The organism is Dyadobacter sp. BE31, from assembly GCF_031457695.1.
Classification (GTDB): Bacteria; Bacteroidota; Bacteroidia; order Cytophagales; family Spirosomataceae; genus Dyadobacter.
Genome location: NZ_JAVDXA010000002.1, coordinates 1,378,159 through 1,403,245, shown reverse-complemented (window position 1 = coordinate 1,403,245; position 25,087 = coordinate 1,378,159). Strand labels below are relative to the sequence as shown.

Annotated in this window: 24 protein-coding genes; 20 read left to right on the top strand and 4 right to left on the bottom strand. The window is 49.8% G+C overall.

Annotated features, from left to right (window positions below):
- Positions 1-152 precede the first annotated feature (152 nt).
- The 5 genes from J2Y43_RS14535 to J2Y43_RS14515 all read left to right on the top strand — a co-directional run bounded on the left by J2Y43_RS14535 (position 153) and on the right by J2Y43_RS14515 (position 7,963).
- On the top strand, positions 153-554 hold the full coding sequence (locus J2Y43_RS14535) for a hypothetical protein (protein ID WP_309983777.1): 402 nt from the start codon (positions 153-155) through the stop codon (positions 552-554).
- A gap of 167 nt (positions 555-721) precedes the next feature.
- Entirely contained in the window at positions 722-1,633 is a 912-nt protein-coding gene (locus J2Y43_RS14530; protein WP_106598263.1) for an AraC family transcriptional regulator, read from the top strand.
- Between the two features lie 202 nt (positions 1,634-1,835).
- Positions 1,836-3,227: a TolC family protein gene (locus J2Y43_RS14525; protein ID WP_309983775.1), complete on the top strand. Its 1,392-nt coding sequence runs from the start codon at positions 1,836-1,838 to the stop codon at positions 3,225-3,227.
- A 314-nt stretch (positions 3,228-3,541) separates the two neighbouring features.
- Positions 3,542-6,802 (top strand): efflux RND transporter permease subunit, encoded by a 3,261-nt coding sequence (locus J2Y43_RS14520; RefSeq protein ID WP_309983773.1) that lies wholly within the window; start codon positions 3,542-3,544, stop codon positions 6,800-6,802.
- Positions 6,803-6,826: 24 nt separating this feature from the next.
- On the top strand, positions 6,827-7,963 hold the full coding sequence (locus J2Y43_RS14515; protein WP_309983771.1) for an efflux RND transporter periplasmic adaptor subunit: 1,137 nt from the start codon (positions 6,827-6,829) through the stop codon (positions 7,961-7,963).
- Positions 7,964-7,968: 5 nt separating this feature from the next.
- On the opposite strand, the gene J2Y43_RS14510 is transcribed toward J2Y43_RS14515, so the two are convergent.
- The 3 genes from J2Y43_RS14510 to J2Y43_RS14500 form a co-directional block, all read right to left on the bottom strand.
- Positions 7,969-8,589: a DUF6134 family protein gene (locus J2Y43_RS14510; protein ID WP_309983769.1), complete on the bottom strand. Its 621-nt coding sequence runs from the start codon at positions 8,587-8,589 to the stop codon at positions 7,969-7,971.
- Between the two features lie 190 nt (positions 8,590-8,779).
- Positions 8,780-9,424: a hypothetical protein gene (locus J2Y43_RS14505; protein WP_309983767.1), complete on the bottom strand. Its 645-nt coding sequence runs from the start codon at positions 9,422-9,424 to the stop codon at positions 8,780-8,782.
- Between the two features lie 76 nt (positions 9,425-9,500).
- Positions 9,501-11,006 (bottom strand): serine hydrolase domain-containing protein, encoded by a 1,506-nt coding sequence (locus J2Y43_RS14500; protein WP_309983765.1) that lies wholly within the window; start codon positions 11,004-11,006, stop codon positions 9,501-9,503.
- A 311-nt stretch (positions 11,007-11,317) separates the two neighbouring features.
- Here J2Y43_RS14500 and J2Y43_RS14495 point away from each other — a divergent pair, with 311 nt between their 5' ends.
- The gene (locus J2Y43_RS14495; protein WP_309983763.1) at positions 11,318-12,481 is read left to right on the top strand and encodes an MFS transporter; all 1,164 of its coding nucleotides are present in this window, start codon (positions 11,318-11,320) and stop codon (positions 12,479-12,481) included.
- 81 nt (positions 12,482-12,562) lie between these two features.
- Positions 12,563-13,567, top strand: coding sequence for an alpha/beta hydrolase (locus tag J2Y43_RS14490; protein WP_309983761.1), 1,005 nt, complete (start codon positions 12,563-12,565; stop codon positions 13,565-13,567).
- A gap of 361 nt (positions 13,568-13,928) precedes the next feature.
- Here J2Y43_RS14490 and J2Y43_RS14485 read toward each other — a convergent pair whose 3' ends face one another.
- Positions 13,929-14,849: a sugar phosphate isomerase/epimerase family protein gene (locus tag J2Y43_RS14485; protein ID WP_309983758.1), complete on the bottom strand. Its 921-nt coding sequence runs from the start codon at positions 14,847-14,849 to the stop codon at positions 13,929-13,931.
- Positions 14,850-15,040: 191 nt separating this feature from the next.
- Here J2Y43_RS14485 and J2Y43_RS14480 point away from each other — a divergent pair, with 191 nt between their 5' ends.
- The 13 genes from J2Y43_RS14480 (at position 15,041) to J2Y43_RS14420 (ending at position 25,082) form a co-directional block, all read left to right on the top strand.
- Positions 15,041-15,730 (top strand): hypothetical protein, encoded by a 690-nt coding sequence (locus J2Y43_RS14480; protein ID WP_309983756.1) that lies wholly within the window; start codon positions 15,041-15,043, stop codon positions 15,728-15,730.
- A 20-nt stretch (positions 15,731-15,750) separates the two neighbouring features.
- A complete protein-coding gene (locus J2Y43_RS14475) occupies positions 15,751-16,764 on the top strand; it encodes a hypothetical protein (protein ID WP_223408969.1) in 1,014 nt (337 codons plus the stop codon).
- 51 nt (positions 16,765-16,815) lie between these two features.
- On the top strand, positions 16,816-17,841 hold the full coding sequence (locus J2Y43_RS14470) for a hypothetical protein (protein ID WP_309983754.1): 1,026 nt from the start codon (positions 16,816-16,818) through the stop codon (positions 17,839-17,841).
- Between the two features lie 101 nt (positions 17,842-17,942).
- Positions 17,943-18,443 carry a hypothetical protein gene (locus J2Y43_RS14465; protein ID WP_309983752.1) on the top strand — a complete coding sequence of 167 codons (501 nt, stop codon included), beginning with the start codon at positions 17,943-17,945 and terminating at the stop codon, positions 18,441-18,443.
- Positions 18,425-19,087, top strand: a complete 663-nt coding sequence (locus J2Y43_RS14460) for a hypothetical protein (protein ID WP_309983750.1) — start codon at positions 18,425-18,427, stop codon at positions 19,085-19,087. Before J2Y43_RS14465 ends, J2Y43_RS14460 begins: the two co-directional genes overlap by 19 nt.
- 40 nt (positions 19,088-19,127) lie before the next feature.
- Positions 19,128-19,394 carry a hypothetical protein gene (locus J2Y43_RS14455; protein WP_310226530.1) on the top strand — a complete coding sequence of 89 codons (267 nt, stop codon included), beginning with the start codon at positions 19,128-19,130 and terminating at the stop codon, positions 19,392-19,394.
- Positions 19,391-19,837: a PIN domain-containing protein gene (locus J2Y43_RS14450; RefSeq protein ID WP_309983746.1), complete on the top strand. Its 447-nt coding sequence runs from the start codon at positions 19,391-19,393 to the stop codon at positions 19,835-19,837. The genes J2Y43_RS14455 and J2Y43_RS14450 overlap by 4 nt, the downstream gene beginning before the upstream one ends.
- On the top strand, positions 19,838-21,319 hold the full coding sequence (locus J2Y43_RS14445; protein ID WP_309983743.1) for an Eco57I restriction-modification methylase domain-containing protein: 1,482 nt from the start codon (positions 19,838-19,840) through the stop codon (positions 21,317-21,319). It begins immediately after the preceding gene.
- A gap of 4 nt (positions 21,320-21,323) precedes the next feature.
- The gene (locus J2Y43_RS14440; RefSeq protein ID WP_309983741.1) at positions 21,324-21,770 is read left to right on the top strand and encodes a DinB family protein; all 447 of its coding nucleotides are present in this window, start codon (positions 21,324-21,326) and stop codon (positions 21,768-21,770) included.
- Positions 21,771-21,858: 88 nt separating this feature from the next.
- Positions 21,859-22,446, top strand: coding sequence for a TetR/AcrR family transcriptional regulator (locus J2Y43_RS14435; protein WP_309983739.1), 588 nt, complete (start codon positions 21,859-21,861; stop codon positions 22,444-22,446).
- Between the two features lie 39 nt (positions 22,447-22,485).
- Positions 22,486-22,725, top strand: a complete 240-nt coding sequence (locus J2Y43_RS14430) for a hypothetical protein (RefSeq protein WP_309983737.1) — start codon at positions 22,486-22,488, stop codon at positions 22,723-22,725.
- Positions 22,726-22,745: 20 nt separating this feature from the next.
- Positions 22,746-24,005: an MFS transporter gene (locus J2Y43_RS14425; RefSeq protein ID WP_309983735.1), complete on the top strand. Its 1,260-nt coding sequence runs from the start codon at positions 22,746-22,748 to the stop codon at positions 24,003-24,005.
- Positions 24,006-24,317: 312 nt separating this feature from the next.
- Complete coding sequence (locus J2Y43_RS14420) at positions 24,318-25,082, top strand: ParA family protein (RefSeq protein ID WP_223408986.1); 765 nt, start codon at positions 24,318-24,320, stop codon at positions 25,080-25,082.
- Positions 25,083-25,087 lie beyond the last annotated feature (5 nt).

The window sequence follows — 25,087 nt, the reverse complement described above, 5'->3', positions numbered from 1 at the left end:
TTCTTTCCGATCAGAATGCTAACGCGCTGAAAAATAATTTGCTACATGGTTGAATTTTATAATTCAATGTTTGAAATGCATATGAATTGTAAAAAAGCTTGCTGGTAATTTTGAAACAAGTCCTAGTAACCTGTTTCTTAATTAACCTTCTAATGAATCCTAAACCACTCATTTTGGTAGCATTGCTCGCGTACGTCGCGGGCCTGGGTAATGCGGCGTCTTCGCAGCCCATCCGTATTTCCGATCCCGGCATTTCGAGCCACAACTACAAGCATCCCAACAAAGCGGCGGCGGCGCCTAAGGCCAGGCTGGTTGTCGAATCCTCTGCTCCGGCGCTTGCCGCCCGCTTTGCTACCCTGAACGTCGGGCGCCCCGAAAACGACCCGACGCCCAAATATGCGCCCCGCGAAGTGCGGTTCGTCATCTTCACGCGCCAGCGTACCCAGCGGAACGCGATCAACCCGCTCATCTCGACCCGCAACTACAAAACAGGTAATGGTGTGCATACGATCAAGCCCGTTCCGGAAGAAGAATGGATCTGCGGTACGATGTAATTATAACAAATGCTACCCATTGCCAGCCGGTGCCTTATGCACCGGCTTTTCCCGTTGAAAGTGGTTTAACCGGGAAAATTTATGACGATACCAAGCGTCTCTCCTATTTAATTAATTTTTAACCCCCTGGCTTTGTAGCCAATATTTGAATTTCATAATTTCAGCTCATGATACCGAATGAGACCGTAGCGCATTTTTACCAGACGCACCCCGCTGCGAAAGGGCTAAAAGGTCCGGACAAAACGACCGGGGACGAAGGTCATTTCAACGTCTTCTCCCGTGTGTTCTGCAACAAATACACGTCCTATGCGAGAAGGGATTTCTACAAGATCTCGCTCATTCTCGGAAAAGGGAAAATTACCTACGGCAACCAGGAGATCGAAATCAACCGCAACGCGCTGGTTTTCTTCAACCGTAATGTGCCCTATTCCTGGCAGGCACTGTCGGAAGAGCAGTCGGGTTATTTCTGTTTGTTTACCGACCAGTTCCTAAGCACGATCAACCGTTCGGCGACGGTTTCCAACTGCCCGATCCTGCGCACGGACTCTATTCCCGTTTATTTTATCAATGAAGAGCAGCAGGAATACCTGCTCAGTATATTTGGTAAAATGCAGGCGGATATCGAATCCAATTACGTGCACAAGTACGACCTCATGCGCAACTACGTGAATGTGCTCGCGCACGAGGCCATGAAAATGCAGCCCTCGGAGGTGAGCGATGTGCATGTGAATGGCTCAGCGAAGCTGTCGTCGCAATTTCACGAGCTGCTCGAACGCCAGTTCCCGATCGAATCCCCTGAGCATAAGCTCAAACTGAAAACCGCCAAGGATTACGCCACCAGGCTCGGCGTGCATGTGAACCACCTCAACAGGGCGCTGAAAGAAATCACCGGAAAAACTACCACCGAACACATTATCGACCGCGTACTGGCGCAGTCCAAGGTAATGCTCCGGCATTCCAACTGGAGCGTCGCGGAGATCGCGTTCTGCCTCGGTTTTGAGTATCCTGCCTATTTCAATAACCTTTTCAAGAAACAAATAGGTACTACCCCCAAATCCTACCGCGTGCACGAACGCTAGGGATGTTTGAATTTTATAAGATATTGTTTGAAAGTAATAAACATTGCCACAGGACGTCGGACTACCTTTGCGAAGCAATCCGACGGGCCTGGCGGACCACCGCAGTGGCGGACCACCGCAGTGGCGGACCACCGCAATGGCATCCAGTCTTTTGACCCCACACACACGCCCCGGTTCAGTTGCCATATAATTCTGAATGCAAATGACATCGAAGAAGTATTTCCCCTCCCTGTTTCTGACCCTCTCGCTGGTCGGAGCCGGTGAAAAACTGAGTGCCCAAACGCTTACCTTACAACAAGCCGTGGAAACGGCAGTCTCCAACTACGGAAGCATCAAAGCCAAGAATAACTACCTGAGCGCCTCCAAAGCGACGGTCCTTCAAAGCAAGAAAGAATATCTTCCCAACCTCAACGTATCGGCCCAGCAGGACTATGGTACGATCAACGGCCAGAACGGCCCGCTGTACGGCCTCGGCTTGTCGGTGGCCTCGTCCGGGCTGCCGTTGCCCCAGCAGAACTGGAATTCGGCATTCGGGGCACTGTACCTGACGAACATTAACTGGGATTTCTTCGCATTCGGCCGCGCACGTGAGCGTATCAATGTGGCACAGCAGGTTGTGAACCGTGACCAGGCCGATCTCGAACAGGAGCAGTTTCAGCACAGCGTGCGTGTGGCAGCAGCTTATCTCAACCTCCTTGCCGCCCAGCGCCTGATTCGCTCCTGGGAAAACAACCTGGAACGTGCCAATGCATTGAAGACCGTCGTGGTTACCCGCGCCAAAAACGGGTTGATACCCGGAGTGGACTCCTCCCTGGCCAATGCGGAAGTTTCGAATGCGAAGATCAGCATTACCCAGGCAAGAGATTTTGAACAGGAACAAGCCAACACACTGGCGAAGCTCATGGGCATTACCGACCAGCGTTTTCAGCTCGATACCATGCTCCTCGCCCGCATACCACGCACGATCGCCGATTCGGCAAATAAGACCGAAAACCACCCGCTGTTGAAGTTCTACGCAAACCGCATCGCAGTAAGTGAGCAGCAGACCAAGTACTTCCACACCCTGGGGATGCCGACATTCTCACTATTCGGAGTGTTTCAGGGACGCGGCGCGGGTTTCTCGTCGACCTACGCCCAGGACCAGACTGCCTATACCCATAATTATTTCGAAGGCATCAAGCCCGTCAGGGCGAATTACCTGCTCGGTATCGGAGCTACCTGGAACATGACCAGCGTCCTGCGCACTCGCCAGCAAGTGATGTCGCAGAAGTTTGTTTCCAATGCATTGAAAGAAGAATACGACCTGGCCGATCAGCAGCTGAAAAACCAGCTCATTCTTTCGGAAACGAAGATCAGCAATGCGATCGCCAATTACCGTGAGGCGCCCGTGCAGGTACAATCGGCTTCCGATGCCTATTTGCAGAAAAGTGTTTTGTACAAAAACGGCCTGAGCAATATCGTGGACATGACGCAAGCCCTCTACGTCCTGAACCGCGCTGAAACCAGCCGGGACATTGCCGCTACGAATATCTGGCAGGCGGTGCTGCTCAAAGCGGCGGCAAGTGGCGACATCGGCGTATTTCTGAACCAGTAGCCTTGTGAGGTTAATAGTCAGAGGTGGTCATTTGTTGTCAGGAATGGTCAGGAATTGTCAAGGGTAGTCAGGAATTGTCAAGGGTAGTCAGGTTTTGTCATGAATGGTCAGGAGTCGGCATTGGTAATGGCATGTGTATGACGATTTATTTTCTCTCAATTACGCATTACCACAACCACACCTGAAAAGATCTGACCACACCTGACAATACTTGACCACAAATGACAATCCCTGACCACACCTGACAATACCTGACAACAAATGACAAAAATCGCGCAGCGATACAGTACCGTAACATCTTACATTTCAGTAACATGGATTTAATACGTTTTGCATTACGTAAACCGATCACCATCATGGTGATAGTCGCCGGTTTATTCTTTTTTGGTATCGATGCCGTGCGGAAGATCAAGGTCGATATTTTCCCGAAACTGGATTTGCCGGTGATGTACATCGCTCACCCGTTCGGGGGGTACACGCCCGACCAAATGGAGACCTTCTTTGCCAAGCAATATATCAACATCCTCCTCTATGTAAACGGTATCAAAAGCATTGAAACGAAGAACGTCCAGGGCCTAACCCTGATGAAGGTGAACTTCTACCCCGGTACCAACATGGCGCAGGCCTCGGCAGAGCTGAGTGCATTCACCAACCGTGCGCAGGCCATTTTCCCGCCGGGCTCCAACCCGCCGTTCATTATCCGCTTCGATGCGTCGACATTGCCGGTGGGCCAGTTGGTATTGAGCTCTGAAAAACGTAGCAACAACGAACTGCTCGACCTCGCGAACGTTTACGTTCGCTCGACGTTTACCTCGATCCCGGGCCTTGTTTCGGCGCCTCCGTTCGGCGGCAACATCCGTACGGTCGTGATTAAGGCCGATCCCGAGCTGCTGCGTGCACATAACCTGACACCCGACCAATTGGTGGAAGCGTTGCGGGTGAACAATCAGACCGCGCCTTCGGGCAACGTACGCATTGGTGATAAGAACTACATTACCCCCACCAACACGACCATTCACACCGTGAAGGAATTTGAAGATATCCCGCTCTTCAAAGGCGGTGTGCAGAACCTCTACCTGCGGGATGTGGCGACGGTAGAAGACGGTGCCGACATTACCTCCGGTTACGGACTCGTGAACGGGAAGCGCTCGGTATATCTGAGTATTGCCAAAAGCGCCGATGCCTCCACCTGGGAAGTAGTTCAAAACCTAAAAAAGGCTATTCCGCGCATCCAGAGCACATTGCCGGAAGATGTCAAAATAAGCTATGAATTCGATCAGTCGACTTATGTAATGAACTCGGTGAAGAGCTTGCTCACGGAAGGCGCCATCGGTGCTATCCTGACGGGGCTTATGGTGCTCCTCTTCCTCGGCGACCCGCGGGGTGCATTGATCGTGATCCTAACTATCCCGACGTCCATTATCGCCGGCGTTTTGTTCCTGAATCTCTTCGGACAAACGATTAATATTATGACATTGAGCGGCCTGGCACTCGCGATCGGTATCCTTGTGGATGAAAGTACGGTCACGATCGAGAACATCCACCAGCACTTTGACATGGGCAAACCCAAGTCGCTGGCCATTTGGGATGCCTGTAAGGAAATCGCATTCCCCAAATTGCTGATCCTCTTCTGTATCCTGGCCGTATTTGCACCTGCATTCACGATGGGCGGTATTCCGGGGTCTCTGTTCCTGCCGCTGGCGTTGGCGATCGGTTTCAGTATGATCGTTTCGTACTTCCTCGCGCAGACATTTGTGCCGGTTATGGCCAACTGGATCATGAAAGTGAAGCACCACAAAAAGGCCGACGGTTCCGAAATGACCGACGCAGAAGAGTTTGCCGCATCGGGCCTCAGCAAAGACCCCGACGCGCAGAAAGAAGCGTTGGTCCACCGCGCCGACGCCGATCAGAATGGTAAAATCAGCGCATTCGAACGCATTCGGGCGCGGTTTATGCGGTTCATCAACCGGGTAATGCCTCTCCGGAAGCCGATAGTAGTCGCCTACCTGATCATCACTACGGCGTTGGCCGCATTCTTGCTAAGCCATATTGGAAAGGATGTTTTACCCAAAGTGAATGGCAGCCAGTTCCAGGTGCGGCTGCGTGCACCGGAAGGTACGCGTATCGAGCGCACGGAGGAAAAAACGTTGAAAACGATCGATATTATTAAGAAAATCGTGGGACCGCAAAATGTATCGGTTACATCGGCATACGTAGGCCAGCACCCGGCATTATTTTCGGTAAACCCTATTTACCTTTTTATGGCGGGCCCGCAGGAGGCGGTTTTGCAGGTGGGCTTGCACGAAGAATTCCACACGAACCTGGATGAATTGAAAGAAAAGATCCGGCGCGAGGTAAAACAGGCGATCCCGGACCTGACGATGTCTTTCGAACCGATTGAATTGACCGACAAAATCCTCAGCCAGGGCTCCCCTACGCCCATCGAGGTGCGGATGTCGGGAAGAAGCAAAAAGCTGAACGAAGAATATGCACAGAAGGTAATCGCGAAGTTGAAGGAAATCAGCTATTTGCGGGATATTCAACTGGGGCAATCCAACAAATACCCGGCCATTAAAATTGAAGTCGACCGGATGCGGGCCGCGCAGCTCGGTGTGGATATGAATGATGTTTCGAGATCGCTGATCGCTTCGACGTCCTCGTCACGCTACACCGACAAAAATATCTGGGTTGACGAAAAAGGAGGTTTCAGCTACTCCGTGCAGGTGCAAGTTCCGGAAAGCAAAATGAACAGCGTGCAGGAAATGAGTGAAATTCCCCTGCTTCGCAACAGTAATCGTCCCGTCCTGGGTGATATCGCCACCATTACGCCCGATACCACCTACGGCGAGAACGACAACCTCGGCGCCATGCCTGTACTTTCGGTCACCGCTAATTTGAACAATACCGACCTGGGCATAGCGCAGGCTGACGTGAGAAAAGCATTGGCCTCCCTCGGAGAACTCCCGCGCGGGCTGACCGTTGAGCTGGTAGGTTTGAGCCAGACATTGACAGACACATTGGACAGCCTTCAAAACGGCCTCATAGTTGCCATTGTGGTGATATTCCTGATGCTGGCGGCTAACTTCCAGTCGTTTAAAGTATCGGCGATCGTACTGGCGACAGTACCGGCGGTAATCCTCGGCTCGCTTGCCTTGCTGATGGTAACCGGTTCTACATTGAACCTTCAAAGCTATATGGGCATTATTATGTCCGTGGGGGTATCGATTTCGAATGCGGTACTTTTGATTACCAATGCCGAGCAGTTGCGCAAGCACAGCGGCAATGCCATTGAAGCCGCGAAAGAATCGGCCGGTCTCCGCCTCCGCCCTATCGTGATGACCGCCGTCGCGATGGTGGTAGGGATGATCCCGATGGCGAGCGGGCTTGGCGAAGCAGGTGATCAGTCGTCGCCGCTGGGCCGTGCGGTGATCGGCGGGCTGATCGCCTCCACATTCGCTGCATTGTTCATTCTCCCGCTCGTATTTGCGTGGGGACAAGGCAAGGCGTCGACGCAAAGCGTTTCCCTCGATCCGGAGGATGAAGAAAGCAAGTATTATGTTCCAATGACCCGTTAATCACAACATCGAACCTATCCGACTATGAGACATATTCATCAAATCGCCATGACCGTACTCGTTGCAGGCGCAGCGACGGTCCTGCAAAGCTGCGGTTCGTCACGGGCCGAAGAAGAGGAAAGTAAGAAAGCGGCGGCCGAAGCGAGTGCGGGCGCTGCCGTGGTGGATGCATTCCCGCTTAAAAAAGAGCAACTCGTATCGAATATCCAGATCCCCGGCGAGCTGATCGCCTACCAGCAGGTGGATATTTACGCGAAAGTGAGCAGTTTTGTCAAAAAACTCCATGTGGATGTAGGTAGCGAAGTGCGCGAAGGCCAGCTTTTGGCTACGATGGAAGCGCCTGAGCTTACCTCTCAGCTCATCACGAGCGAGTCGCGCCTGAAATCGTTCGAAGCCATTTACCAGGCCAGCAAAGCCAATTACGAACGTCTGCTCGAAACGAGCAAAACGCCGGGTACCGTTTCGCAAAACGACCTGGATGTAGCGCTTGCCAAACAGCGCTCCGACCTCGCTCAACTGGACGCTGCACGTTCTGCCAGCCGCGAAATCACCGATACCCGCAACTACCTCGAAATACGGGCGCCATTCAGCGGGATCATCTCCGCACGTAATGTGAGCACGGGCGCCTACGTGGGGCCGTCCGGCAAAGGCTCGGAGTTCCCGCTTTTCACGTTGGTAGAGCAACGTAAGCTACGTCTGGTAGTGAGTGTGCCCGAGCAATATACCAGCTATCTCAAAAATCAAAGCCAGGTTACATTCAAAGTGAAGTCGCTTCCCAACCAGAATTTCCCTGCCAAAGTAAGCCGCCTTGCGGGCGCACTGGATGCGCGTTTACGCTCGCAGCGCACGGAAATGGATGTGATTAACAGTGATAGAAAACTTTTACCTGGTATGATTACCGAAGTTTCGATCCCCTTGTCGGGCGATGTGAACACTTTTGCCGTTCCGAGAACGGCCGTGCTGAATTCTACTCAAGGTACCTATGTGATTAAGGTGGTAGACAAGCGGGCGGTTTGGGTGCCCGTGAAAACAGGCAGCAGCAGTACTGAAAAAACAGAGATTTTCGGTGATGTTAAAGAAGGCGATGTGCTTGTGAAAGTAGCCAATGAAGAGATCCGCGACAATTCTGATTTGAAAAATGTGAAGCAGGAAGCTATCTAGCCGCGTCAGCGCAGGGCAGTTTTGCCCTCATTCAATACAATTCTTAGTTTAAAACCTGCAAGATCGGTCTTTACCTCACGGCAAAGGCCGTTTTTGTAGGAATACACCCCCTCCTTCCCATCCGGCAGCGTTACGCCGTACCGGCCCTCAGAGAGCTTCCGGATGTTGCACATCTTGCCATAGCGTTCGGAATAGACCTCCGTGATATTGACTGGCTCCTTGTAATACAGGCCGGTAATAGTGCTGATGATGGGTTTATTCACCACCACATTGGGCTTGTCGCTCACGTCCTCTCCCGAGAACAATACTTCGTAAAGTGATTTGGAACTGGTTTTGGTCAACGTTTTCTCTTTGAGATCACCGTTGACGTGGTGCGCACAGGTGGCAGAGACAAGCTTGCCCTGTACATAATTGGTTTGGGTCGAGTATGACCCTTTGTAAAACATCACTTTAAAGTCGGACTCGATCCGGTGCGTTTCCGTATTGTCCACGCCCTTTTCATCGAATACCTTCAAAGACCCGATCGTACGGCCCGCTACGATCACATCGTAGACATTCTGTGCCCTGGCGGCAGAAACAGCGAGCATTAAACACCCGATCAATACGAATCCCGATACACGCATCATCCCTCTTGTTTTGTTTCCCAATCCTGTGCAATCTCCTAATAACTCCATTATTTCTGTTCCTATTGCCCTTGAACAAAGATTATCAAGCCATTAACTTACTGCAATGCCCTGGAAGAGTGGTGACCGTTCGGGAAAAAGGGGGATAAAATGCCACACCGCTTAGTGAACGGCATTTGATCCCCCCCAATGCTTAAAACCGGCCGAATTTCAGGGTCAGGTTGTAAGAAACATTGCTCAAATCACTGTCGGTAAGGCCATTGCCTTTTGCATTAAATGCTTTACGGTAGGAAACACCGGGACTGAACCGCATCCATTTCAACAAATTAAACTCCACCTGCACACCCGGTTCCATCACGAAAAAGCATTTCGCATCGTCGTTGTCGTGGCGATCGTCCCAATCGTCCCAATCCCAGTCGTCTACATCGTGGCGATCGTATTGCAGCGTGAAACCGGCGCCGGTCAGCAAATTGGCCGTGACATGCACCCTGCGCGTCGATGCGAATACATACTCGGTCATTAATCCGAACTGACCATATTGGTAAGTCATTTTACGAGCGGGGAAATTCTGTTCCAAAGCTGGTACCGGAATGTAGTTGGTGGTAGCGGAAGCTCCTACCCCTAACAGAAACCGCTGATTAATGAACCAGCCGCCGTACAGCTCGGCCATATTTGCGTAATCGCCATTGATTTTCGTAAACTTATTTGAAATGGCCGCATAGCCACCGGAGCGGTAAATGCCCCGGCTTTGAAAGATCGTTTGGTTATCTTGCGCAAACGTGCTGACAGTAGCACCAAGGCCCAAGATGAAGGTGAGTGATAAAAGAGTCCTTTTCATAATCGCTAAGTTGTTTCTTCCGAGACAACCGGCCCCCTCGATCCCCCTATGCCGACTTTATTTTTTATTAAAATCGTTATTTCACCGCTGAAAAATCGAGCTGCTGTATCAGCGCGGGGTTTTCGGGCGAGAGCGTAAAATACACGCGGATGTCGCCTGATGTGCCTTTCAACATAAATGTGCCTCTCAGCTGATTTTCAGCCACCATTTCCGTTGAACCCGTAATAGTTCCCGCTTTGGCAAGCAACGCATCCAGCTCCCTGCGGCGGTGCGACACGGAGCGGTCGGGGAAAAAGTTCTCTGCAAAAATGCCGCTCTGTTCGGCATTCTGCCAGGTCGGAAGGAGTTTGACGAGCTGGTCTTTCCGTTGTTTTAAAACGTTCGATACGGCAACGGTCAGGGGTTTCAGCCCCGCCAACGCGATTACCGTATCCAGAACAGCCGTATTGATTGTGGCCATGCCCGCATACGTGCGGTTCGCGTGGGCGATAATCCCTATGCCGTATTCGGGCAGAATCTGCCATTGGCTCCCAAATCCCGGCAAGCCACCGGTATGCCCGATCCCCGTCCTACCCTCACAATCTTTGCTCCAACGCAATCCGTATCCGTAAGCAGAGGCCATCGCACACGCGCGCCCGCCCGGGTACTTGTACGAGGCATTCAAGCTGTTGAAATTCCAGGGCATTTGCATTTCCCGCACATCGCTGCGAAGTACCGGGCCACCTTCCGCGGCGGAAGAAGGCGGCCACGCCGATAAATGGAAGGCTACATATTTGCTGAAATCATCGATAGAAGTTATTAACCCGCCCATGGCGCCATAAGTGCCGTCGTGTTCGAGTTCCTCTTCCTTCCACACATCATCTTCGTACCGGTAACCGTGCGCCAACAGGTTTTTCGGGGCAAGTGTGTATTCCCAAATCGTGTTGTTCATGCCCAGCGGTTTGAAAATAACCTCATTAATGTACTGCTGATAAGGTTTGCCCGAAACATTGGAGATGATCTTGCCCAACATCGCAAAGCCCAGATTACTGTATTCATACGTCACACCGGGCACATTGGAGAAGGAAATGCCTTTGGAGATCAATGCGATCAGCTGCTCGTCCTTCGTATCGAGCTGGCGGTCTCCCCACGGGTTGTCCTCGGGAAAGCCGGCCATGTGGGTAAGCAGGTGCCGGATGGTAATCGCAGGCGCATCTTTCGTCAGCGATGGCATGTTTTTCAATTCGGGAATATAAAGGTATGCGGGGTCGTCGAGCTTCAATTTCCCCTCCTTCCGCAGCGCCAGAATGCCCATCGCCGTGACGCTCTTGGACATGGATGCAATGCGAAAAAGGGATTGGGGCGTCGCTTTTGTAGAAGTTGCGATCTCCGAAAATCCCTGCCCACCCGAAACGAGCAGCTTGCCATCCACTACCAACCCGAAGGCCAGCCCGGGGAAATGGTTTTTCTCCGCATAATCGCGGTAGAGCTTCTCAATGACGGGAAACGTAGCGCTGATTTTATCGAGCCGCTCCTGCGGGACGGTTTGTGACCAGGTTTGTAATGCAACTAAACTAAGGAGTGAAGTGAAAATGACGCGCATCAGGCAGTGAACGGGTTGGTTAGGTGATTGGGTGAAGTTAAAAAACAGTCACCGTTTTGCCTACTATTTTACTTATAACCACCTCTTCCCACGCCGTGCAATCAGTAAAATGCAACGATTCTTAGTTTTGTACAACACATACTTTTTAATTTAATTTAAAAAATACAATTCCCATGAATTAAATGATTGCCAGATGCGTTAAATTTGCATTACCAGAAGTTTATAACTGCACATAATGCAATTTTTAAGCTTCTGACCCTTAAATCGAAAAAATTAAAAAAATTATATAAAGATATTACTAATCACACGTCATGAATTACTCGATTTTCGCTCCTTCCGATTCCAGACGATATTTAAGATGGGCCGTCGCGGCCTTCTTCTTCGTACAAGGACTCAGCTTCGCCGCCTGGGCAAGCCGTATCCCGGACATTAAAAACATGCTCCACCTTACAGAAGGTGGTCTTGGAACTGTGCTTTTGGCCCTCCCGTTGGGCTTAATGGCCAGCCTTCCGATCTCAGGCTGGATGGTAACCCATTACGGCAGCAAGAAAATGGTGCTGATCGGTGCTGTTCTCTATGCTATCACGCTGACATTCATCGGTTTCGTAACCCGCACCGAGCAGCTCGTCATTGCATTGTTTGCATTCGGGCTGTGGGGCAACCTCACCAACATTGCCGTCAATACCCAGGCAGTGGCGGTAGAACAGGTTTATGGCAAATCCATTATGGCATCTTTTCACGGCCTGTGGAGCCTTGCAGGCTTCGTGAGCGCGATGATCGGTTCACTGTTCATTTCGGTACATATCCCTCCTCATATCCACTTCATCGTCATCGCGTTGATCGCGTTTGCGATCATTTTCACGGCGTACAAGCATACGATGCCTGATACCGAGAAAGAGGCGGGCGAAGACCAACCGATGTTCGTAAAGCCCGACCGTGATCTTCTGATTCTTGGTTTGATCGGCTTCTGTGCGATGGTCTGCGAAGGCGCCATGTTCGATTGGAGCGGCGTTTATTTTCAGGAGGCCGTTCATGTGCCGGCTTCGATGACCACCCTGGGTTATGTGGCTTTTATGGGTACCATGACCGGCGGACGTTTTGCGGGTGACTGGTTGGCCAACCGTCTCGGACGTCGTAAAATGCTGCAATTGAGCGGTACATTAATGGGTACGGGCCTGGCTATCGCAGTTGCATTCCCGACGCTGATCACTGCTACATTGGGCTTTCTGTTGGTAGGTTTTGGTGTATCATCGGTTGTTCCGCTGGTTTACAGCGCAACCGGACGTTCTAAAACCATGTCGGCTGGAATGGCACTGGCTGCGGTATCTTCCATCAGCTTCATTGGCTTCCTGATCGGCCCGCCGTTGATCGGTATCGTGGCGCAGTTCGCCAACCTCCGTTGGTCGTTCGCGATCGTAGGCGTACTGGCAACGCTGACGGCCTATTTATCGACCAAAGCCCGTCTGATCGACTAAGACCTACTGGTACATATTTTTCAATGCTGAAAGAGGATAGCGGTAACGTTATCCTCTTTTCGTTTTTAAAGCGCAAAACCTATGAAAAAACTTAGCCTGGGCATTGGCCTGCTATTCCTATCCCTCACCGCCGTAAATGCACAAAATGACACATTGCGGCCGCTGGACATGAATCTGGAAGCATATACCTACCCTTTCCCCGTCGACTACCTCGAATGGGAATCACAGGGCGAAAAGCTTCGTATGGCGTACATGGATGTGCGGCCCGCGCAGGCGAACGGGCGGGCGGTCATGCTTCTGCACGGGAAGAATTTCAACGGGGCATATTGGGAGGAAACGGCCAAGGCACTCGCCGATAAGGGTTTTCGGGTGATCATACCCGATCAGATCGGCTTTGGCAAATCGACCAAACCAATGCATTATCAGTACTCATTTCATGACCTGGCTGCCAACACCAAAAAGATCCTCGACAAGCTGGGTATTGGTAAAATAGCGGTTCTCGGGCATTCGATGGGTGGAATGCTGGCAACGCGTTTCACACTGATGTATCCGGAAATGGTTGAAAAATTTATCCTCGAAAACCCGATCGGCCTCGAAGATTACAAGGTAAAGGTGCCGTTCCAGCCCGTCAACAAATGGTATATGAGCGAACTGAAAAGCGATTTCAATTCCATTAAAAACTACCAGCTGAACAGCTACTATGACGGCAAATGGAAGGACTCGTACACCAAATGGGCAAACCTGCTGGCCGGCTGGACGCTCGGCAAGGACTATCCCAGAGTGGCCTGGAACAGCGCATTGACTTACGATATGATCTACACCCAACCCGTTTGCTACGAGTTCGGTTTGGTTAAGGCGCCTACACTGCTCATCATCGGCCAGCGCGACCGGAGTGCCGTAGGCAAGAACCTGGCGCCTGAGAATGTACGAAAAACGCTCGGAAATTATCCGGAACTCGGTAGACAAACTAAGGCAAAGATCCCTAATAGTGAGCTGGTAGAACTCGATAATATCGGACATTTACCGCATATCGAGGATTTCAGCAGGTTTATTACGCCGCTGTTACGATTTCTGGAAAAGCCATAACTGAATGTTTATATTTGTAAATAATATTAAATTTATAAATATAAACCCTTTAAAGTATAAATGCCGCACAGATCGTTAGCCGTGCGGCATTTGCGCCAACTTTGTCGTTACATGCCTAACGGCATTTTCGATACCTATTAACTATCATCGATGCTACCAACTATTACATCGCTACGCGATTAAGCTCTTCCACAATCCAGTGCCGTCAGGGACGTAACATTGGTAGAGACGTCGGCAATTACTTAACGTTTGCATGCCCTCAGGCATGCAACTGCAAAGTGAAGGTGTTTAAGTCTCCGAAGGCATATCCTGCTTTCTCTATATAGATCGATCCACTTACAAACTCTTGGAATCAAGCCATTTACCCTAAAAACTGACTAACGTAGCTACGGCTCGTAAGAATGGCGCTTTTTACATCCGTAATATTGCCTTCATATGCCTTGTCTTCTACTTCAATCACGACGGGGCCGCGATAGCGCACGTCTGTGAGGGCTGCGAAGAAGCCCCGCCAGTTCACATCTCCAAGGCCGGGAAGCTTGGGTGAATGGTACTCCAACGGATTAGCCAGAATTCCTACATTGTTTAATTTATTTTTATAAACTTTCGCATCCTTCAAATGAACGTGGTGCAAACGTGATTTATAATTATAAATTGGCAATAATTCGTCCATCATCTGCCAGATCATGTGTGACGGATCGTAGTTTAAGCCAAACAACGGATCCGGGATGATTTCGAACATCCGGTCCCACACAGCTGGGCTGATCGCGAGGTTCTTCCCTCCCGGCCATTCATCGTCGGTGAAGAACATGGGGCAGTTTTCAATACCGATTTTCACGTTGTTTTCCTCGGCTACTTTCACGATCGCAGGCCATACATCGGCGAAGCGGGCCAGGTTATCTTTAATGCTTTTGGAAGGATCACGGCCGATGAAAGTGGTTACAACAGGGATATCGAGCTTCGCAGCTCCGCGGATTACCTGCTTAATGTGTTCTATATAGTATTCCGAGCGGTTCGGATCGGGATCGAGCGGATTGGGATAGTAACCCAGTGCCGAAATGAAGACCCCCGCGTCTTTCAGATTGTGCTTGATGGCCGATACCTTCTGGTCGGTGAGGTTGTTGACGTCGATATGGGTCACGCCCGCGTACCGGCGGCTGTCGGCATTATCGGCCGGCCAGCACATCATTTCTACACATGAAAAGCCATTATTTCCAGCAAATTGAACGACGTGTTCAAAGCCGAAATCGGCCAGGATTGCACTATTAAAACCTAATTTGAGCATAAGGACTTAGTTTTTTGGCAAACATCAACAAAAAACGAGCGGGTTTCAAGGATTACCGGAATTTCCCATCCAAAATTTCCGCGGCTTCATCCACGCAGGATACCACTGGTAAATATCGCCCCCTATGAAATCCTGCGAATTTTAGTAATATTGATCCGACAAAAACAATGAACCTTAACACTTTATCACTTATGGCAGACTCTGAACCGGGTATTGGTAAAAAGATACTCAGCTTTTTTATCAAAGACGCCGACGAAACCGCACCGGCGGCACAAGCTCCCAAGCCGGCAGCCGCAAGCCCCGCTCCCGAACCGTCGAAACCGGCACCTGCAACTGTTACGAATGCAGCAGGGACAGGCCAGATTGACAAGAAGTTTACAGAGCATTTTGTCAACCTCCTCGAAAAAGCCAACCTGCCCGGTCCCGATTATTTCGAATACAAACAGGCGCTTCAAAGCATGGAGGGGCTAGGTTTGGGTGAAGAAAAGCAGTTCCAGGCAGCTTGGGCGAGCTTCAAGGCCATGGGTGGTGCAAAGGATACCACCGTTCTCAAAACTTCCGCCGATCAGTATCTCACTATCCTGGTCAAAGACCGCGAGTCGTTCCTGAAAGATGTCGAAAAGGCAATTAAAGAACGGGTGGGCGCATTGCAGGACGAGCATCAGAAACTGGAACAAACGAATGCGGCCTATGCTCAGCAAATCGTTGATTTACAAAAGAAAATCGATGATAATAAGAACCGTTTGGGACAAATTGCTGGCGAAGTGTCGGAGCAGACGGCCAAAATCAATACCAATAAGGACAGCTTCGAGGTCACCTATGTAAGTTTTGTAGACCAGATCCAGTCCGACCTAGCGAAAATCAACCAATATCTTCAATAAAACCTGACAACTAAATCACAATGGCAACACCAGATTTCACCCAGATCGGCGGCTCGCAGGAGGATAACTCCAAGAAGTCCTATTGGAGCCGACCGGAAGGCATTACATCCCTCCTTTTCCTGGGAGGCGTAGGGGCTGTGGCGCTCTATTTCTGGAATAAAATCGCGGCTTTCCTGATCGAAGTAACTCAAAACACGCTGTACCTCGGCTTCCTGATGGCCATACTGGCGCTGGTGATTTTTCTGCTGACGAGCAAAGACGTGCGCACGGCGGCGTTCTTTCTGTTCAAATCGCTGATGCGAAGTATTACCGGGCTCATTATCAAGCTGGATCCGATCGCGATCATGAAGATTTACGTCGATGATTTGAAAGAGAAACGGGAAAAAATGCAGGGGCAGATCAACACGCTGGCAGGCCAGTTGGTGAAGCTGAACAAGAATATCAACGAAAATAACGAGCGTATCAAGCAGAAGTTCGCGGAAGCCAACAAGGCAAGCACCATGCTGGACCGCCCTGGCATGAAGGAAACCGCATCGCTCGCAACGATTGAAGGCGCCGGTTTGCAGGAAATGAATGAGAAGCTGCTCCCATTGCAGCGGAATATGAAGACTGTGCTGGAATTTATGGAAAAAGTAAACAAGAGCGCAGATTACATTATTAAAGAGACAGAAATAAAGGTTAAACTCAAAGAGGCGGAATATAGAATTGTAAAGGAGAGCTCCAATGCATTGCGTACGGCAATCAGTATTTTCAAGGGTAATCCTGATAAAAAGTTCTATTTCGACGAGTCGATGGAATACATTCAGGACGATATGAGCCAGAAACTGGGCGAAATGAAACGTGCGATGGATTTGTCTCTGGATTTTATCAATGGCGTGGATGTGCAGAACGGACTGCTTTCCGATAAAGGCCAGGCCATGCTGGAAGCTTACAACTCGGGCCAGTTCAAACTGATCCAATTGGATTCGCCAGCGCCGGCTACCCGTTCGATAGATACGCCGAAAGATTCGAGCTATAAAGGCTTACTGGATTGATAATTCTTCATTTATTCGCTTCATATTTCTCATTTTACACATCGTAACTACATGAAAAGACTAACAGTTGCCGGCCGGTTGATCATCACCGCGCTCATTTTGGGGGCTATTTTCGTCGGGTACAAGTACCTGGGCGGACAAAAAGCCCTCAACCAAATGGCCGAAGATCAGGCGCAAACCCCTCAGACAGAAGCCACCACCGGCGAGGCTGAAAGCACGGCGTCGGATCCGGGGACTTCATCGAACAGCGAAGCCACGGCCTCGGGCGAGAGCGCGGCATTCACCTACACGCCACCCGCGCCTGTGGACGGAAAACTCCGGGGCGTTGTGGAACTTGGTGCAAGCGGTTTCAACTCATTTATCATCACTGTTGATAAGGAAAAACGCTGGAAACTTGAAAAATCGGAGTTTGGCAACAGCCTGGTAACCGAAAATATGGCGACCGACGAGGATGTGCGCATTGGCCTTAAAAAGTATATAGGTACCATGCTCGATTACGGAGTGGGCAGCAAGGACATTCATTTCGTGGTGAGCTCAGGTGCTGCAAAAGCGGAGGTAACTACTAAGATCACCCGCGTTTTGAAGTCACTGGGCTATGTTGTAAACCAGGTTACTCCGGAACAGGAAGGCCAGCTGGCACTTAAATCCGTATTACCTGCCGAATATGCGGACAAGGCATTCGTGGTGGATATTGGATCGGGCAACACCAAGATTTCGTGGATCAGCGGTGGTAAAATCTCTGCCTTGGAATCCTATGGAGCCAAATACTTCCAGGACGGCACCGACGATTCGAAAGTATACCAGGAGGTGAGCGCCAAAGCGAAGCAAGTACCTGCTAACCTGCGTAATACATGCTTCATCATCGGCGGGGTACCTTTCGAAATGGCCAAGGAAGTTCGCAAAGGCAAGGAACGCTACACTACATTGAGCGCTCCGCTGGCTTACACCAAACTGACCAATGCCAAATCCAAAGCCGGAGTTAACATTTATAAAGCCGTAACCGACGCCACCGGCTGCCAGCAATTCGTATTCGACTGGGACGCTAATTTTACGATCGGTTTTTTGCTTGGGCTTTAATTGAAGGGAGGAAGGAGGATGGAGGAAAGGGAGGACGGAAAATCTCCCTTTTCTCCCCTTCCTCCCTTTCCCCCCTTTCCTCCATTCTCCCTTTCAAAAAAATGACGCTACAACAATTCTTCGCCTCTATTTCATCCAATCCGTGGCCTGCGGTAGTTTACTTTTTGATATTGCCCTTTACGGCTTGGGTGGTGGGGATGGCGGCGGATGGGAGCCGGGACATTCAATTCTGGGGCATCGTTTATGCGATTCTTGTTTATGCCGTTTGCATTCCCGGCATTTTCGCAGTTACCCTCAACATTTACCTTTTCCTCTTCGAGCGCCAGAGCATTTGGCAAGCCAACATCGTTTTGCAGTATTTGCCCATCATTTCCATGGCAATTACCCTCATGTTGATTAAAAGCAAGATCCCATTCTCCCTGATTCCCGGTTTTGGGAAAATTTCAGGATTTCTTACCTTAATCGCCGCGCTCATCGGTGTAATGTGGTTTTTCGACAGAATCCACTTAGTAGCATTCACTTACGTTCCATTTTCGGTCATTTTAATCGGTTTTGTACTCACTCTGCTAGCCATCAGGTTTGCATGGAGCAAATTGTTCTGAACAACGGCACGTATATTCAAATCTCCGTCAGCGACGAGCAGAAGCTTTTTGCCCGTCAGCTGGTGAACCACTCGATAATTCATCATCACATCTCGAACATTTGGGATAAAAATGAAGACCGCCTCGCGCAGACGCGTATGATGCGCTTCACAGGTACGCTCGGGGAAGTCGTATTCGCGGACTGCTACCACCTTCCCCGCCCTACCCGCTCCTTCGGCGCCACCGACGGCCAGGACTGGGGCCAAGATTTCCTCATCCGCTCCGACACCGAAGATTTCGCCGTCGACATCAAATCTATGAAGCGCCGTTCCGGCATTCTCGCTGGCGACTATGTTTTGAACATACCCTCTTCGCAACTTCACAAACCCGGCTCCAAGACCTCGCATTACTTCTGCATCTCCTTCCACCAATCCGAAACCGACGGCACCATTGCTTCATTGCTCGGTTTTATTGACAAGCAGGCATTGGAAAATGGCAGGACCGGAACACTGTTCCGTGCCGGTACAAAGCGCACCCGGGCCGATGGCACCGCCTTTACATTCAACGAATCGACCTACGAAGTGCTGTTTTCGGACATCGCGCCGCCGGTGGTAACTAATTCGCTCCGCAGGATAAAAGGATTCAGATTGTGTGAATTGAAATGAATACTTTGGTTGTATTCTTTATCAAATACTTTCGTCAACTATGGAAAATCCAAAGAACTCAGCGCAAGGCATGCGCGAAACAGATCACAATCAGAAGCCATATCCCGAACTCGAAGATGGTCCTGTCATGAAGTTTGAAGACTTCAAAGCTCCGTACCATCAAACTCCATTAACCGAACTGACCGAGCGAGAGGAATTCAGGCAATCATTGCCCTTTCTCATGATCGGATGGGCCAGGGCACCGATAAGCAATATGTCCGACGACGATCTCAGGCTGGTGAGGTACGCTGAGAAATATGGCCTATGAGGCTTTTCCTCGACACCAACGGATTGATCGATCATGCGCTGGAAAGGAAGACCGGTCAACCACTTGAAGTCGCCTACATTCTATTCAAAGCACGAAAAGATCAGATTCCTGTTTTCATTTCACCCGGTTCATTGTATACTTTTGCATATATCATGAACAAAAACGGGATTAAAGGCACAGCATTACGTGCCCGACTGGATGCTTATCTTTCCTTTTTAAACATTAGTGTTTCAGACAAATTGGTATTCACCAAAGGTTTGACCGCTGGTTTCAAGGACATTGAGGATTCCTTTCAGTATGCATGTGCAGCAGCAGAGCAGTGCGACTATCTGATCACGACCAATGTGTCGGATTTTGAGCCTTATGCCGAAAATCTCCGGGTGCTGACACCATCACAGTTCGTGACCAAAATGCTCCATAAGAAACGCGGGATCGACTTCTAAATGGCTTCACAAACTCGCACGTATGCGCGCAAGAAATTGCTGGGCCAGGTTTACACGCCTCTTCATATCGTTGACAAAATACTGGGGCATTGCGGCTTTTATGAGACCGATTTAACCGAAAAACGCATGCTCGACCCGGCGTGCGGCGATGGGCGCTTTCTGGTTCCCATGGCGGAATTTATCATTCGCAACACTCCGGCTGATCAGATAGCCGGGAAACTGCAACAGCTGCATGGCTGGGATATCGATCAAAAAGCATTGCAGCAATGCCGTGAAAACCTGGACGCACTGACAGCTCCATTGGGTATCGAGGTCAACTGGAATTTGCGGAAATGTGATGCATTGAAGCAATGGCGATCCAGGGAAAAATTTGACCTGATCGTGGGTAATCCGCCTTATATCCGCATCCAGCATTTGCCTCAGGCTCAGCGGAAGTATATCCAAAAGCACTATTCATTTTGCAGCGCGGGATCGACAGACGCATTTATCGCTTTCTTTCAACTAGCCGCCAAGCTGCTGGCTGATAATGGAATATGCGCGATGATCACGCCCAATTCGTACCTGGTCTCAGAATCGGGCGGGCCGCTGCGAAAGTATTTCTATAAAAAAAGAAACCTGCGCCACATCACTAATTACCGTACAGTTCCGGTTTTTGGAGCGGCGTCCACCTACCCTGCTATCACGATTTTTGGCGGTGAGCCTGCCGACCATTTCCGGTTCGAGCATTGCGTGAATAATCGTTTTGAATATGAAGGCCGCGATATTCCGCACACCGAATTGCAGATTGACATTCCCTGGCAGCTTTCTGTTCAAGCCCTGACAGCACAGGAAGGACGGCGCCTCGGTGACATTTGTAAAATTTCCGTTGGATTGACAACACTCGCGGATGGTTGCTATCTCTTCCAGATTATCAGCGAAAAGAATGGTTTGGTGTATGCCAAAAACAAAAACGGCTTCTTCACGCATCTTGAAAAGGACGTACTTAAACCGATCATCAAAGGCTCCAAGTTGAAAAGTGCGGACGATGCGGTTACGGAATATATTTTATTTCCCTACCAAAAAGACGAGTCTGATAAACAGCGTATTATCCCGGAAGAGACTCTCAAAAATGATTTTCCCCAAACATATTCCTACCTGCTTAAAGTAAAATCCGAACTGGATCGTCGTGATAACGGGAAGCCAAACGCGGTGGCATGGTACGCATTCGGCCGGGCGCAGGGACTGGATAATGCATTTGGCAAGAAGATTATTTTCTCGCCGATGAACCGCGAACCGAATTTCATCTTGTATGAAAATCCGGATGTGACGGTTTATTCAGGTTATTTTATTAAATATGATGGTGATTATCAAACCTTGCTGGAACAGCTCAATTCCCAACGGATGGCCGATTTTGTCGCCATTGCGGGCCGGGATTTCCAAGGCGGGTACAAGGGTTATAATAAAAAGGTAATCGAAAATTTTATTGTCACCAATCACTCCTGAAACCATGAATATTAATGCTGCTATCGACCGTTTAAACTGGCTCTGCGATCATATTCCAGCGCTCATCCAGGCCATTCCAGCCGGTGAATTCGAAAGTAAGCCCGCGCCCGAAAAATGGAGCAAAAAAGAAATCCTGGGGCATTTGATCGATAGCGCGGCCAATAACCATCAGCGATTTATCCGGATTCAGTCGGAGGATGAGCCGGTGATTTTCTATAACCAAAATGATTGGGTCGGATTGAGTCGGTATAATCTGATGGAAACGGAACAGGTCATCGCCACCTGGAAGTATTACAACCTGCATTTGGCTGCGATTGCCAAAGTTATCCCCACTCAAAACCTCTCCCGAAACGGCGTGGGAAGAGACGGTCAAAAGCACACCCTCAAATGGTATTTTGACGATTACGTCGACCATATGGAGCACCATTTGCGTCAAATAGTAACTTATTAATCAATTCAATAGCCAAATATTTAGTCTAAAAGATTTATAAATAAACGAACGTTCATTTATATTTACGCCATGAAAAACAATATGACCATTGAGAATCAGGGACGCTAACAAGGAAGCACTAATCCGCGAGAAGGCTATTGAACTAATCGTCAACCATGGCTTCGACGGGTTAAGTATGCACAAACTCGCCAAGGCAGCGGGGGTATCGGTCGCTACGATTTACATTTATTTCAAGGACCGCGAGGATCTTATACAGCAGGTTTACACCGATGAATCGCGTAAAATGACGGAGGCAACATTGCTGAACTTCGACCCGGATGCGCATTTTGATGAGGGATTGAAGCGGCAATGGATAAATCGCATGACCTATTGCCTCAAAAATCCGTACAGTATGACGTTTATGGAGCAGGTGAAGCATTCGCCACTAGTTGATCGTTCGACCGTTGATACGCGTTTTTTGCAGGCAATGCAGCGATTTGTACACAATGCGATCGACCGGAAGGAAATTATGCCACTGCCGGTAGAAATATACTGGTCGATAGCCTTTGCCCCGCTCTACCAGCTCGTCAAGTTCCATATCGCGGGCAAAAGCATGCCCGGACGCCCTCCATTTGTATTCGATGAAGAGAAAATCAACCTGACACTCGGATTGGTATTAAAAGCTCTAAAACCTTAATGAAAAGCTGAAACCGGTCCGCATCCTATTTTGTTTGCCATGAACGATCACAGTATCACCGAAGCGTTTGTGCTGGTTTTCAAGACCAACATCAATAACCTCAGACAAGTCAAATCGATTGCCCCGACGCTCGACAATTGCCCCGATATCCTGAAATGGAACGTCGACCTGGCCGATATCGACAAAGTGTTGCGCATCGAGGCCACACACGGGCAATGCGGGCGCGTGATCGAGCTGGTGACGCGCGCAGGCTACGCATGCGAAGAATTAACAGACTAAAATTTACAAATTCAAACTCTATGTCCGAAACCAAACCCACGTTTACCGGCTATGAAAAGTTCATCATAGCCCTTTTAGCCACTTTGCAGTTTACAGTTGTACTCGATTTCATGGTGCTATCACCATTGGGCTACATCCTGCTCGACAAATTATCCATCACCACCAGCCAGTTCGGTCTGGTCGTGTCCGCCTACGCATTCAGCGCGGGCGCTTCGGGTTTGCTTACCGCCGGTTTCGCCGACAAATTCGACCGGAAAAAGCTGCTGCTTTTCTTTTATGTCGGCTTCCTGGTCGGCACGTTCTTTTGCGGGATCGCGCCTACCTACCATTTATTGCTGGCGGCGCGCATATTCACAGGCATTTTCGGCGGTGTGATCGGCTCCATTAGTTTTGCCATTATCACCGATCTGTTCGCGATCAATGTCCGCGGACGGGTGATGGGATTTGTACAAATGGCTTTCGCGAGCAGCCAGGTTTTGGGCATTCCGATCGGACTTTACCTGGCCAACCAATTCAGCTGGCATGCACCGTTCCTGATGATCGTAGGGCTCGGGCTGATCGTCGGCATTCTCATCGTTACCCGGATGAAGCCCATCGACGCGCACTTGAAGAACCCGCAGAAGGGTAACGCATTTCAGCACCTGGCCAAAACCCTGGCCCGTCCCGACTACCTCCAAGGCTTCGCGGCCACAGCGCTGCTTGCCACCGGCGGATTTATGCTTATGCCATTCGGTACTGCTTTCGGCGTGCACAACCTGGGCATCGCCGAAGGATCGCTCCCAACATTGTATATGGTGACCGGCATTTCAATGCTCGTGTTTAGCCCGATGATCGGGAAGCTGAGCGACAAAGCCGGCAAGTACAAGGTGTTCCTGATGGGCTCGACAGTGACCTGCATCATGACCCTCATTTATTGTAATCTCAGCGTGACGCCTCTCTGGATTATCATCGGTTTAAACGTCCTGCTCTTCATCGGAATTACCGGCCGGATGATCTCCGCCTCGGCGCTTATGACGGCAGTTCCCGACCCGCAGGACCGCGGCGCTTACATGGGCATCAACTCGTCGATCCAGCAAATCGCCGGCGGCCTCGCTTCATTGCTCGCCGGGTTTATTGTCTCGGAAACGAGTACCGGCTTCATTGAAAACTACCCGCTGCTGGGCGATGTGGTTGTGTTCGCGGTAATCGTTACGGCATTGCTGATGTACCGTATTCATAAATATGTAGCGGCGAAATTGGCGGCAGTAGCACCTGCAAATGCACCTAATCCGGCGGTGTAAAAGTTTTTTTAGGGATTTTATCGTCACCCTGAGTGAGGTCGAAGGTCAAATGCGATGGTAATCTCGCATTATGCGCCGGCTCCGCTCAGGGTGACGGCATTTTATAGCATTCTTATTATCAAACTATTATAAAATAATTACAAAAAAATTCTTTTAATACTTTTTATTCATTTAAAATGATTGATACATTTACCACGACAAAAACTTTTACGACTTTTTATTTATAAGGAATAGGGATAAAAATATTTTACGTTTATTTACGTATCGGACGTGAAATAAACTATTAACTTTTTATACTTATAATACTTTTAAATGAAAATCATCAGTATTGTCAACAACAAAGGTGGTGTGGGAAAGACTACATCTGCCCAGAGTATTGCTGCCGGTCTCAGCAAATTTGCCAATGCAAGAGTGCTGGTAATTGACCTGGATGCGCAAGCCAGTCTTACCAAGAGTTTCGGCATTCAGCATGCCGGTCTTAAAAAAGACAGCGGCTCGTTCATCACCGGCGAATACGAATTTGATGAGATCGTCAAGCGAGTTGGAGACATTGATGTTTTACCCGGATCAGCCGAGATGATCCACCGGGAAGACACGATCAAGTCGGCGCCCGTTTTTCCTTTCAACCTGAAAATTGCATTGGAAAAAGTAAAGGACCGTTACGACTTTGTGATCATCGACTGCCCTCCTGCCCTCTACGGAAATACGAGGCTGGCATTGGTTTCCTGCCACCAGTATTATGTACCGTTGCAGGCAGAGTTTTTGAGCTACGAGGGTTTGCGCAACTTTCTGGTGTACTCGGCGGAGATTAAGAAGATCAGCCCAAGCACCAACCTCGGCGGCGTGTTTGCAACGCGCTACAACCCGAAGATCAGGAAGAAGATCAGCCACGAGTTGATCATGGCAACGCGGGAGCAACTGGGCGAAGTTTTCATGGAAGCGTACATCCGCGATAACATCGCATTGTCGGAAGCGCAGGCCAACGGAACGACGATCTTTGATTACGCACCCACCAGCAACGGAGCCGAAGACTATTATAAGTTAACCAAAGAAATACTGGAACGAATAAATAACTGACACGT